Raw genomic sequence first — 13,708 nt, 5'->3', positions numbered from 1 at the left:
TCAACCAAAAATATTATATCTTTTGATAAATATTTGCTTACTTACATTAGACAATATTTGCGGGGCGGGTGAGTATAATGGTGTCTGGTACACTCTACTCTATTGTATCTTTTAAAAATTTCAGAAACTTTACTTTAAGAAGCTGTAAATATCTTTGTTCTGATTTCCAGAGGAGCAAAACGAAATGGAACTCTCTGTACTGGCGCATGTTGATGTAATTCTGGGCTTTGCTATCCTTATCCTTACCATATTCTCCAAATTTGAAGTCCCTCCGGTACTGGGCTTTCTTGTTACCGGAATGCTGATAGGGCCTCACGGGCTTGGGATTATGGACGTCGGGCAAAATATGGAACTGAATGCCGAACTGGGCATAGTTTTCCTGCTCTTTACTATTGGCGTCGACCTTTCCTTAAAAGAACTCTGGAATATGAAAAAGGCCGTACTGGCAGGTGGAATTCTCCAGATTCTCTTTACAACAACTCTCGCACTTGCCGGCTGTACAAGGCTCGGTTTTAGTCCGGCTTCATCTGTATTTATAGGGTTCCTTATCTCTCTCAGCAGCACCGCAATAGTTCTCAAAGTTCTTCAGGACAGAAACGAAGTCTATACCCCACACGGAAAAACCTCGCTTGCGATCCTCATATTTCAGGACCTCGCCATCGTGCCCCTTATCCTTATCACTCCGATACTTGCAGGAAGTTCTGTGAGTTTTGAGGGTGCTCTGCCCAATATATTCTTCAAAGGTTCCTTAATCATTCTGGCTTTTATCCTGAGTGCCAAGTTCCTTGTCCCATGGATACTCTTCCATGTAGGCAAGACAGGGAGCAAACAGCTGTTCTTTGTCAGTGTTGTTTTCATCTGCCTGACAGCAGCTGTCTTTACTTACAGCATAGGGCTGTCCCTGGCTCTCGGGGCTTTTTTAGCCGGGATTATCATATCAGGGTCTCAATACAGCCAGCAGGCAATAGGTAATATCATGCCTTTAAAAGACATGTTTATGAGCTTTTTTTTCGTGTCCGTGGGCATGCTTCTGAATATCAGTTACCTGCTTGACCACCTTTTTCTTATCGTTATTGCAACAATCACTCTCATTATCATAAAATTAATAGCCGCAGTTTTTGTAACTCTCCTTCTAGGGTGCCCTCTCCGCACAACCATAATGACAGGAGTTGCGCTTTCTCAGGTAGGTGAATTCTCTTTTGTCCTCTCAAGACTGGGACTTGAGTACTCCCTCCTGACAGAGGAAACCTACCAGACGTTTCTGGCAGTTTCAATCCTTACTATGGGAGTCACACCCTTTTTGATCAGCGCTTCTTACAAGCCTGCTGATTTCATTGTCCAGAAAGTTTCAGGCATGACTTTTGGTATGAAACTGGTAAATGGAATTTATTCCGAGCCCCTGTATAATGAAGAAATAGACGAGCCTCAGATGAAAGACCACCTTATAGTGGTAGGATTTGGTTTTTCCGGAAAGACAGTCTCGAAAGCTGCAAAAGCAGCAGGTATCCCCTATACCATCCTTGAAATGAACCCTGAGACCGTACAGCAGGAGAAAGCAAAAGGGGAAAATATACAATACGGAGATGCAACCTTCAGTGCCGTCCTTGGACATGCAGGAATTAAGGGTGCAAGAGTCCTCGTAATCGGGATTTCTGATGCATCTGCCACAAGAAAAATAGTCAAGGCTGCAAAGGAGCTGAATCCCAGCATCTGTGTTATTGCAAAAGTACACGACCTTCAGGAAATGAAACGGCTCAACGCACTGGGTGCGGATGAAATAATCCCTGAAGAATACGAAACCTCAGTGGAGATATTTGTCCGTCTGCTGGAAAAGTATCTTGTTCCGAGGGAAGATATTGAGAAAATGGTAAATGATGTGCGGGCTAATGGGTACAGAAGGCTGAGAAAACTGACTGTTGACTCAGGCATCGACAGCGGTTTCAGTATAAAAGACGGGCTCCCCGGAATTGATATTCAGGTTCTTAAAGTGGGCAGCGGCTCCAGTTTCGATGGAAAAACCCTTGCAGAACTGGATTTCAGGAAAAAGCATGGAGTAACCATTCTGTCGGTCCGCAGGCGTGCTAATATGTACCATACTCCGGGAGGGGACTTCCTTCTTCAGGCAAATGATGCCTGCATCCTCCTCGGGAAAACCAAAGACCTGTACAACGTCCGGAAATTCTTTGACAGCGTCCATTCATGAGCGGAAATATCATTTTTTTTCGCTTTTATGCATAGAGATATATCCTATCCATCCAGAGTTTTCCCCATGCGCAGGATAATTCTCGCATCTGCATCCCCCAGGAGAAAAGAACTGCTTAAACAGTTAATCGGAGATAATTTTATTGTTTACCCCAGTTCTTATGAAGAACCTCCCCTGCCGGGTCTGAGCCCTGAAGAACTCCTTGTCAGGCATTCTTTAGAGAAAGCCAGAGATGTTGCAAAACACTTTGATTCCGGAATTGTAATCTCTGCTGATACGTCTGTCCTCTATAACAGCGAGGTTCTGGGAAAGCCTGATTCTTCCAAAAAAGCTGAAGAGATGTTGAGAAAGCTAAGCGGAAGAAAGTTCAGAGTAGTAACGGGGCTCACTGTCCTGGATCTTGACAGTAAGCAGGAGATCAGCGAATACGAATCAACCTCTGTCTGGATGGCTGAAATGAGTGAAGAACAGGTTTCAGCATATGTGAGGACAGGCGAACCTCTTGACAAAGCCGGAGCTTTTGCAGCTCAGGGAAAAGGGGCAGTCCTGGTAGAAAGGATTGAGGGAGATTTTTTCAATGCAGTAGGGCTTCCTCTTTTCCGGCTTGGAAAAATTCTGGAAAGGCTTGGAGTGTCGGTGTTTGATGAAAGTTTTACATGACCTTCACTTTTCATTTCTGGGCTCAGGTTTTTTATTCGGGAATCTGCGGCTGCAAAAGTAATAAAACAGTTGGGAGTAATAGAGCAAATAGGGCTAATTAACTGAAAAACAGGTAATTCGAATGACAAAAGGAAACTAAACGCATTTTAACGCGTTTTTTAAATTTGTTTTCAGGAATTTTAAATAATCAGAGGCGTTCCGAATGCTGCAAGTCTACAATACCCTGACAAGAAGTAAAGAAATATTCAAACCTGTAAAAGAAGGCGAGGTTTCGATTTATGCCTGCGGGCCCACGGTCTATAATATGCCTCACATAGGAAACTACCGGACTTTTCTGCTGGCTGATAACGTCGTCAGGACCCTTGAATATCTGGGGTATAAAGTAAAGCTTGTGATGAACATCACGGATATAGACGACAAAACGATCAGGGACTCAAAGGCAGCCGGAATGTCTCTTAAGGACTTTACGGATAAGTATACCGCAGAATTCTTCAAAGGCCTTGATATGCTGAACATAAAGCGGGCTTCAGCCTATCCCAGAGCCACGGAAAACGTTGGCGGCATGATAGAACTTGCACGGAAGCTTATCGAAAAAGGGCTGGCTTACGAAAAAAACGGGTCAGTCTATTTCAGGATTTCAGGGTTTCCAGACTACGGCAAGCTTTCAAAGCTCGATTTTGACAACATCAAAATTGGCGCATCCGTAGATGTGGATGAGTATGACAAGGACAACCCAAGGGATTTTGCTCTCCTCAAAGCCTCAACTCCTGAGGAGATCGAAAGGGGAATTTACTATGAAAGCACCTGGGGAAAAATCCGCCCAGGCTGGCACATCGAGTGCTCGGTAATGGCAATGAACAGTTTTGGCCCGACCCTTGACATACATATTGGTGGCGTGGACCTTATCTTCCCTCACCATGAAAACGAGATCGCCCAGTCAGAAGGTGCAACAGGAAAACCCTTTGTATGCAACTGGATCCATGGAGAGCACCTTATAGTTGAAGGAGAGAAGATGAGCAAGTCCAGAGGCAACTTTTTCACCCTGCCTGAGATTATTGATAAGTACGGAGGCGAGGTTGTACGCTTCATGTTCCTTTCAGTGCATTACCGGAAAAAACTGGACTATTCCGAAGCTTTTGCGGAAAATGCAAAAAACAATTATCTGAAACTTAAGGAGACTCTTACCAACCTTGAATTTGCCCTGAGGAATGCAGAAAACGGGTCAAGCCCTGAAGACATGGATACCCTGAAAGTCCTTCCAGAACTTGAGGTCCAGTTCAGGGAAGCCCTTGAGGATGATTTCAATACTCCTAAAGCAATAACAGTTTTCAGGGAACTTTCACGCACAGCCAACCTGTACATGGAGGCAGGAAGGAGCAGGCAGGTTCTGGAACAACTCCACTCCCTTTATAAACGATTTTCAGATGTACTTGGCATCTTTGTACAGGCTGGCAAAGAAGAAGTTCCGGAAGAAGTTCTTAAGTTTGTTGAGGAACGCGAAACTGCCCGGAAAATGAAAGACTGGGCAACTTCTGACGCAATCCGGGAGAAAATTAAATCCCTGGGCTATATCGTGCAGGACACAAAAGAAGGGCCAAAAGTAAAAAAAGCCGGTGAAAGTTAAATTTAGTATATAAAGTATCTATTCAATTTGTTTTGCTTATAAGGTTTTATTCTATTTCTCATGGTCAGATCCCCTTTTTTTATTTCATTTTTTTCTTTACCTTCTCAGGTCTCCTGAGGAAAAAATAAGTACAAGCTATGCAGAGTAATTTATCATATGAAATCAAAGCTTCTTGCCCTTATCCTTGTCCTTTCGCTTATTGCGAATGCTTATTTTGTTTTTTTCTATCAGGCCCCTGTTGAGGGGGCACAGGTCCAGGAAATGCAGGAACGTATAAATTCTCTTGAAAAAGAAAATGAGAGACTTCAAACGCAGATAACTCAGGATAACCAGTCTCTTCAGTCCTATGCTTCCCAGCTTGACTCATATCGTGAAAAAATCTATGAGCTTCAGAATGGCTCTCAAATTCGTCCGGAGAGTCTGCAAGGCTTTGCTACTCTCCAGGGTCCTGCAGTTTTCCAGAAAGTCCAGACCGAGCAGGATGGGCCTTTTGTAAGGCAGTCTGTCTCCGAAGAAGGTGCCCTTATCAATATTTCGGTAGAAGTTCAGCCCGGAAAAGGCCGTGTGCTTGTCCAGACAACACCTCTTATGGGTGTGGTTTTCCAGGATGCAGCGAATACGGCAGTCTTTGTGGCTGAGAATGAAACCGGAAAACAACTTTCAAGCAGTGACATTATCTTCAGCATCACAGCTAAAGACGAAATCCCGGGAGTCGATGGACCCAGTGCAGGTGCTCTGATGACCCTTATTACAATCTCTGCCCTTGAAAACTCAACTCTTAATAACAGTATTACCCTTACGGGCACTATTGACAATGAAGGCAATATCGGAAAGATAGGCGGCGTCCTTGAAAAAGCCATGGCAGCAGAAGCCGGCGGGAAAACGCTCTTCCTTCTTCCCAGGGAAAACAGTCAGCTTGTCACTTATAAACTTCGGGAAAGAAATATAGGTAGTTTCACAGTAATTGAAAGAGTTCCGGAAATCGTGGATGCCGAGGAATATATCGAGAAAAATGTAGGGATAAACGTCGAATACGTGGACACTATTGATGATGTGCTTAAGTATGAGGCGTAAGACCTGCCCTTTATTACAAAAACAAGGTGCTGAAAATGTTTGACCAACTTATTCCACGCCAGCGCAGGATGAGTACACGGCTGGGCGGTTTCCTTGTACTCATGAGTGAAACCATGTTCCTTTTTTCTATTCTGAACTTCCTCATGATCAGCCGCCTGCAGTATTACAATTCGGGAGATTCATATATCCGGGCTGTTTTTCCTCATTATCTGCTCTTCCTCGGAGCTATGGGATTTGCCGGACTGGCTGCCATGTGGATCATTTACGTATACGTCCTTCCGAGCAAGCAGCGTTTCTCTGAGGAGCAGGCAATTAAGGACAACAGGAGCCCGACATATGACAGGCTCCTTGAAGTACAGGGTGAGCTTGCAGAAATGCGGAAAATGATGGAAGAGCTCTCGGAGAAAGTAGAAAAGCTTTCGAAACGATAAAAAAGTTCTCAGACGGTTATCTCAAATCTCTTTATAATTCCTGTTATTAAAAAAGCAGAGTTTTAGTTGTTTCACAAAGACTTAAACTTTTTTAAGTTTTCTTTTCTGCCTGAAAAGAGTATTTTCAGTTCCTTCCGGTTTTTATAATCTCTACTTTATTTATATAAAATGACGTATATATTCTATACCTGAAATCCGGCACTATCTGAAGGTCACATAGATTATTATACTGATACTCCCCTGGTATTCCATCACATTTTAAAAAACCGTCTCTCTACTGATCACTTATGCCTCCTGATATCATACCTCTCCTTGAAGAACCTGCACTTACGGCTACTAATACGGAAACTGCCCTGGTTATTGCCGATATCCACCTTGGGATCGAATGGGACCTTTACAGAAGCGGAATTAATCTGCCCAGCCGCATGAAAGACAGGCTTGACCGGATTCTCGGGTATATACAGGCAGTTACTCCTGACCGGATAGTGCTCCTTGGGGATGTAAAGCATAACGTCCCTCAGGTTTCCTGGCAGGAAAAAGACGAGATTCCCCGCTTTCTTGAAACGCTTGCTGAATGCTCACATGTGGATATTTTCCCGGGAAACCACGATGGAGGAATAGAATTTCTCTTTAACGGGCAAAAGGACATAAAAGTTCATTCTGCAAGGGGAGCCGTACTTGACGGTATAGGGTATTTTCACGGGCATACCTGGCCTGCCCCCGAACTGCTGGCTGCATCCAACGTTATTACTGCGCATAACCATCCAACGGTACGTTTTACCGACGCCTTCGGCTATTCAATAGTTGAGCCTGCATGGGTCAGGACAAAATTCAGAGCCGGAACTCTGAAAGAACGCTTCGGAAGCCTTGACTTTGAAAACGAGAATGTCTGGGCTGACCCTGAAGTTTTTATTATGCCTGCTTTCAATGAACTCTGCGGGGGCGTTCCTTTCAACGAGTCCACACAGGAAGACCTTCTGGGTCCGGTTTTCTCGTCCGGAGGAATAGAACTGGAAAATGCGGAGCTGTATCTGCTGGATGGAACAAGGCTTGGGCTGATAAGGAATATCCGCAGGCTGGAGCATACAAGATTTAGAAGCAGGATGGGAAGCAGAAGGCGCAAAAACTCTGAGAAACCGGCATGAACTAATTGCAGATATCCAGAGGATCCGTCTTCAAGCATAAAGAGCGGTTTTATTGCAAATTTTCTGCTTCGTATTTTTGCAGAATATTTCAAATCCCTTGAGAAAATAGTCATATTTCCTTTCTGATTCTTAGATCTCTTCCCCCAAAAAATGCCTTATTCAATTTCCTGTCATACTTTTTCTTCCAAAATCAATTAAAGAAAACATTTATCTGCATGTCGAAACGTCTTTATGAAATTAATGATATATTACTGACAAAAATTATTACTGATATGAATTTTCAGATTTTTTTGGGAATAAATCGGAGTGCGGAGACTAATTTCAGGATTTCTTTAATTATCTCATGCAGTTTATGCTCCCCCTATTATGTGAATTTGTCAGCTTACTCACAGACAATAGAGAGTTAAGAAAGTTAGAGGGTTAAGTAAGTGAGGCAGGAGAATTAGGAAGATCTGGAGTCCGGAATCATCACGGAAAATGAAATCAGCTGTGTGAGAGAAAAAGTGGATCCAGAACCTGATAACAGCGGCGCGTTATCCAGTGATTTCTATATTACTTACGATGTTACCGGGGGTATGAGGGTGGAAGAGGCACTGCACCATATTGAGAAGGGTACCCAGCCTGAACATGAGATTATTGTTTCATCTTGCAGGGAGACGGATAATCTGGATCTTGCTGATATTATTGATGTTCAGGCGGTCCAGTCCCTTATGGATGATTTCTACAAGTTTGATCAAATAACCATGGCTCTGGTTGACCTTAAAGGCAGTGTTCTGGTGAGTGTCGGGTGGCAGGATATCTGTACCAGATTCCACAGAGTCCATCCTGAGACCTGCAAGTGCTGTGTAGAAAGCGACACAAAACTATCCGCAGGCGTCCTTCCTGGAGAGTTTAAACTGTACAGGTGCAGGAACAACATGTGGGACATAGCGACTCCTATTATGGTGGGAGGCCAGCATGTCGGCAATATCTTCTCAGGCCAGTTCTTTTTTGAAAATGAGCTGATTGATTATGAGTTTTTCCGATCCCAGGCAAGAAAATACGGCTTCAACGAAAAGGAGTATATAGCGGCTCTTGAGAAAGTCCCCAGATTAAGCAGGAAGACTGTTGATGCAGGTATGACATTCTTAACGAAGCTTGCACACATGATCTCACAGCTAAGCTACAGCAATGTCATGCTGTCCAGGTCGCTGGCGAAACATGATGCATTGATGAATTCACTGAGGGAGGGTGAGGAGAAGTACCGCAATGTTGTAGAGACAGCAAACGAAGGCATATGGATAATTGATGCTGAAGACAGGATTGTTTACGTGAATAAAAAAATGACGGAGATGCTGGGATATACTCAGGATGAAATGATTGGCAGATCCGGGTGGGACTTCACTGATGAAAAAGATCCGAATGTTTCCAGGCTTAACAGGGAAAAGAGGCAGAAGGGTATCGATGAAAGCCATGAATTTAAATTTATACGTAAAGACGGCTCGCCTTTATGGGCACTTGTAAATACTAAATCCTTATTTGACAGGAATGGGAAGTTCTCTGGCTCTATGGGGATGCTCACTGATATCACCGAGCGCAAAAGGACCGAGGAGATCCTGGCTTTCGAGCGGTCTCAGCTTCTGTCTATTTTCGATGGCATCGACGATATGGTGTATGTGACTGACCCGCATACCTATGAAGTTCTGTACGTGAATAAGGCGGTGAAGGAGAAGTTCGGCGGTGGACTTGTGGGGAGGATTTGCTACCGTGAGTTCCAGCGGAGAGATTCTCCATGTGATTTCTGCACCAGTCCAATTATTCTAAAGGAAAGGGAAAAGCCCTACCACTGGGAGTATCACAACCCCACTCTGGACCGGTGTTTTATGATCATGGACCGGATAATCAAATGGCCGGACGGCAGGGATGTGCGGTTTGAGATCGCAAAGGATATTACAGAACGCAAAAAAGCGGAGAAAGCTCTAAAAAAAGCATACGATAATTTAGAAGAAAAAATTAAAGAACGGTCCGCCCAGCTTGAAAAGGCTTACAACTCGTTGAAAGAAAGTCAGGAAGGTCTTGCTGAAGCTCAAAAAATGGCTCATATAGGAAACTGGGAATGGGATATTGCGGCTGATAAGGCATACTGGTCTGAGGAAATGTACCGTATATTCGGGCGAGACCCCAAAAAAGAAGCACCTACTTTCAATGAATATTTAAGCTACATACATCCAGATGATCGGGACCACTATTGTGATGCCATTAAAGAAGCTTCCAGAGAAAAACCATTTGGTATTGATTTTAGAATTGTCCTGGATAACGGGGAAGAACGCACAGTCCATCTGACCTCGGAATATGTTATGGATAATAAAAATGTCCCTGTTAAAATTAAAGGTACAGTTCAGGACATTACTGAGCGTAAAAAATCAGAAGAGAAGATTCAGCTCCTGGCGAATATTGTGAAATCGTCAAATGATGCTATCGGCACCATATCCCTTGATGACATTATTCTTAGTTGCAATGAAGAAGCAGAGAAAGTTTATGGTTATACGGCAGAAGAAGCTATTGGAAAGCACACATCCCTACTGGCTCCTCCTCATTTGCGGGAAGAAACAAAACAATTAAGTGAACTTATTAAACAGGGGAAAAAGATCAACCACTATGAGACTTCGAGATTAAGAAAGGACGGGAAGGTAATACATGTTTCAATAACTCTTTCTCCGGTTTTTGACAGCTACGGCAAACTGACTGCTATCTCGTTCATTTCCAGGGACATAACCGAAAGAAAAAGAGTAGAAGAAAAACTTCGGGAAAGTGAGGAAAAGTACCGCAACATAGTTGAGACAGCAAACGAGGTCATACTCATAACTAGCAGCGAGTCCGTAATTACTTATGTTAACCCCAAAGTAACAGACATGCTCGGATATCTTCCGGAAGAAGTTATTGGCAAACCAGTATGGGGGTTCATCAGTGAAGAATGCAGATCTGCTGTCAAAATGCATCTGGAAAAGAGGATTCAGGGAATAAGTGAGAGCTATGAACTGAAATTAATACGAAAAGATAGCTCCCCCCAATGGACATTTCTAAATGCTAAACCCCTTTTTGATGAGGAAGGCAGGTTTACGGGCGTTATGAGTATGTTAACTGACATCACCAAGCGAAAAGAAGCTGAAGAAGCCCTTACTAATATCGAAACTGCCCGTAAAAAAGAAATCCACCACAGAATTAAGAATAACCTTCAGGTAATCTCCTCCCTGCTTGATCTTCAGGCTGAAAAATTCAATAACAGAGAATATATTAAGGATTCAGAGGTTCTGGAAGCCTTCAGGGAAAGTCAGGACAGAGTTATATCAATGGCTCTTATCCATGAGGAGCTGTACAAAGGGGGAGGGTTCGACACACTGAATTTTTCATCATATATCGAGAAACTCGCTGAGAACCTTTTTCAGACATACAGACTTGGAAATGATGATCTCAGCTTAAACATGGATCTTGAGGAAAACATCTTCTTTGACATGGATATTGCAGTTCCATTGGGGATAATTGTTAACGAACTTGTTTCCAATTCCCTGAAGCACGCATTTACCAAAAATGAGGGGGAAATTAGAATCCGGCTTTGCAGGGAAGAAAAGAGTACTGAAACGCAGGGATCTCTTTTCAGCCTGATAATTTCGGATAACGGTAAAGGAATTCCTGAAAACTTAGAACTGGAAAACACTGAGTCTCTCGGGCTGAAGCTGGTAAGCATTCTTGCTGACCAGCTGGACGGAAACCTGGAGCTTAAACGGGAAAATGGAACGGAATTCAGGATTTCTTTCAGGGTAGTGGAAAGACCATAAATTCTGAGGGCAAAACAGGGCAAAAACCAGGGCAAATTTACAGCATAGTGTATGTCTTCAGCAAAACCTGCAGGAAAGACTTTCTCAGAAAACAATACTGTTTTAAATGATTCATACTCTTTTCTCAATGTTTATATAAGATGCATGGATGTATGGAAAAAAATAAATGTCAGGACTCAGGCTAATAGACAGTTATTATTCCTGATAATTCAAGCTTGCAGCTTTCAGCCGCAGAGGTGAACTTGAAGTTCACAGGTCTACAGCAGATTCTTTAAGTTCCTTCTGCCTGGCTTTAACTGATTCATTATTAATTCCTTTACGGCTAGCTCGCTGCCGGTTTATGGATTCATTATCGGTCTGCCGGTAATCATTTAGAAATTTAACACTGGTCGGTTACAGTTGATTTATTTGTATCTTTAATTTGTATCTTTAATTGATTATTCGTATCACCTGAAGAGGATGTACTGATTCAATGACTATGGAAATTAACAACACGGATTTATCTGAAAATGTGCCCCTTCCTGAAGATTCCAGTTTATCTGGTTCCAGGGCTTTTGACGACTCAAAACTCGCAAAATTAAACGGTATCATAAACAAGGGTCTTAACCCCTACCCATACAGGTTCGAAAAGAACGGAGACATCTGTGAAATTCTGGAAAAATTTGAGGATTTCGAAAAGAACGAAGGTCTGACTGTAAGAACTGCTGGCAGGCTTTACAATATCCGCAGGCTTGGAAAAATGATATTTGCCGATCTTGGAGACCAGGGGGGCAGAATTCAGGTTACTTTAAGGAAAGGAAACCTTCCGGACGAAGAATTCAATACTTTTAAAACTCTGGTTGATTCGGGTGATATTATAGGCATTCAGGGCACACTTTTCAGGACACAGAGAGGAGAAAACTCTATCAGCGTCTCCGAATTTTCCCTGCTCTCAAAGTCCCTATGCGCCCTCCCTGAGAAATTCCACGGTTTAAAAGATGTTGAAACCAGGTACAGAAAGAGGTACCTCGACCTTATAGTCAATGCCGAGAAGAGAGAAATTTTCGTAATGAGGAGCAAACTTATCTCGGAAATCCGAAGGTTCCTTGCTGACAGGGAATTTCTGGAGTTTGAGACCCCCATACTTCAGACCGTCTATGGAGGAGCAAATGCAAGGCCCTTCACGACTTTCCACAACTGCCTCGGGCAGAACCTCTTCCTGAGAATTGCTCCTGAACTTTACCTCAAGAGGCTTGTTGTCGGCGGATACGAGAGGGTTTTTGAAATCTGCAAAAACTTCAGGAACGAAGACATAGACACCACTCACAACCCTGAATTCACAATGATAGAGGTGTACGAGGCTTACAGGGACTATAATGACATGATGGACTTAACCGAATCCCTGATATCGGAACTCGTATTCAAGCTGACAGGCGGCTATGAAGTCAAAATGGGAGAAAAAACCATCAATCTCCGCTCTCCCTGGAAGAGAATTTCCATGGAAGAAGCCTTAAAAGAGTATGCAGGGCTTGATGTCTTTTCTCACTCACTTGAAGAGCTTAAGAGAATCGCAATCGAGAACAGGATCGAAGACTACGAGAAAGCAAAGAGCCACGGTGAATTCCTTGCCCTGCTTTTTGAGGGACTCGTAGAGGACAAGCTGATAGACCCGACTTTCATATACGATTTCCCTGTAGAAAACTCCCCGCTGGCTAAAAGCCACAGGGAAAAAGCAGGTTTTGTCGAGCGTTTCGAGCTTTTCCTTAATGGCTGGGAACTGGCAAATGGATATTCCGAATTAAATGATCCGCTTGAACAGGAAAAGAGATTCGAGGAACAGGATAAGAAAAGGAAACTTGGAGACCTTGAAGCCCAGACTGTAGATTACGATTTCATAAACGCTCTCGGGTACGGGCTGCCCCCAACCGGAGGCATGGGGCTTGGAATTGACCGCCTTACCATGATCCTTTCGGGCCTCGAATCCATTAAAGAAGTAATCCTTTTCCCGCAGATGAAAAGGGAATAATCGTCTTCGGACTTTGTTTTTTCAGGTTCTGGTCTGTCTGCTGGTCAGACTGGCTTATCGGGGAGAAAATCCCCCTTCTTTTTTATTTCGGAGAAACCTGAACAGGATATTATATTTTTCCCCCTGATCTAATCTTAAACAATAAATCTTTATAATAAAAAGTAATAAGTAGTTGGACAGTATAAATTTTTTATTAATGACCTCTCATAATTTAGTCTTCTTCAATCCCTGAAAAGTGCATTTATATGTTGAAGCTGAGGCAAATATGAGAAAATAATTCGTTTTTAAGTCAACTGCCGAGGACAATCTAATGGCTGAAGAAGAAATATACAGGGCTCTGTTTGAGCAGTCCAATGATGCAATTTTCATAACAAGAGGGGAGAGTATTCTGGAAGTTAACCCTAAAGGCTGTAAACTTCTCGGATATGATAGGGTTCATCTTGAACAAATTCCCTTTCTCTCTCTATTTACTGAAGAATCTCTTCCCGGCTTACAGGACGCATTGAATGCGACTCTGGAGAAAGGATCGGCGTTTTTTGAGACGAAGATCAAAAGGTCAGACAATAGTATCCTTGATGTAGAGATTAGTTTCTTAGCCACGGGTGCCCAAAGAGAAACTCTCCTGATAATTGCTCGGGACATAACTTTGCGTAAAGAATCAGAACGTCTGGTGCAGAAAGAAAGAGAGATATTGAGCCTAACTTCCGCTTTTTTAAGCGCATAAATTCAATTTTTCCATAATTTCTTTTTG

General features: G+C 43.1%; 9 protein-coding genes. All 9 read left to right on the top strand.

Translation table 11 applies throughout. The annotated features are described in order from the left end of the window. The first annotated feature begins 184 nt into the window (after positions 1–184). The 9 genes from PLL47_RS12965 to PLL47_RS12925 all read left to right on the top strand — a co-directional run bounded on the left by PLL47_RS12965 (position 185) and on the right by PLL47_RS12925 (position 13,681). Positions 185–2,203: a monovalent cation:proton antiporter family protein gene (locus PLL47_RS12965; protein WP_324446739.1), complete on the top strand. Its 2,019-nt coding sequence runs from the start codon at positions 185–187 to the stop codon at positions 2,201–2,203. Between the two features lie 66 nt (positions 2,204–2,269). Then, positions 2,270–2,863: a Maf family nucleotide pyrophosphatase gene (locus PLL47_RS12960; protein WP_324446741.1), complete on the top strand. Its 594-nt coding sequence runs from the start codon at positions 2,270–2,272 to the stop codon at positions 2,861–2,863. Between the two features lie 202 nt (positions 2,864–3,065). After that, entirely contained in the window at positions 3,066–4,487 is a 1,422-nt protein-coding gene (gene cysS / locus PLL47_RS12955) for a cysteine--tRNA ligase (protein WP_324446737.1), read from the top strand. Between the two features lie 156 nt (positions 4,488–4,643). Further along, positions 4,644–5,561 carry a S16 family serine protease gene (locus tag PLL47_RS12950; protein ID WP_324446735.1) on the top strand — a complete coding sequence of 306 codons (918 nt, stop codon included), beginning with the start codon at positions 4,644–4,646 and terminating at the stop codon, positions 5,559–5,561. Positions 5,562–5,596: 35 nt separating this feature from the next. Then, positions 5,597–5,992, top strand: coding sequence for a hypothetical protein (locus PLL47_RS12945; RefSeq protein WP_324446733.1), 396 nt, complete (start codon positions 5,597–5,599; stop codon positions 5,990–5,992). A gap of 287 nt (positions 5,993–6,279) precedes the next feature. Next, positions 6,280–7,137, top strand: coding sequence for a metallophosphoesterase (locus PLL47_RS12940; RefSeq protein WP_324446731.1), 858 nt, complete (start codon positions 6,280–6,282; stop codon positions 7,135–7,137). A gap of 491 nt (positions 7,138–7,628) precedes the next feature. Further along, positions 7,629–10,952 carry a PAS domain S-box protein gene (locus PLL47_RS12935; protein WP_324446729.1) on the top strand — a complete coding sequence of 1,108 codons (3,324 nt, stop codon included), beginning with the start codon at positions 7,629–7,631 and terminating at the stop codon, positions 10,950–10,952. 472 nt (positions 10,953–11,424) lie between these two features. After that, complete coding sequence (lysS, locus tag PLL47_RS12930) at positions 11,425–12,957, top strand: lysine--tRNA ligase (RefSeq protein WP_324446727.1); 1,533 nt, start codon at positions 11,425–11,427, stop codon at positions 12,955–12,957. 310 nt (positions 12,958–13,267) lie between these two features. After that, positions 13,268–13,681, top strand: a complete 414-nt coding sequence (locus tag PLL47_RS12925; RefSeq protein ID WP_324446724.1) for a PAS domain S-box protein — start codon at positions 13,268–13,270, stop codon at positions 13,679–13,681. The last annotated feature ends 27 nt before the right edge of the window (positions 13,682–13,708 follow it).

This window comes from Methanosarcina sp. (assembly GCF_035390745.1).
In the GTDB taxonomy this organism is placed as follows: domain Archaea; phylum Halobacteriota; class Methanosarcinia; order Methanosarcinales; family Methanosarcinaceae; genus Methanosarcina.
Note: the sequence above shows the minus strand (reverse complement) of the source record. Positions and strands in the feature narration are given on the sequence as shown.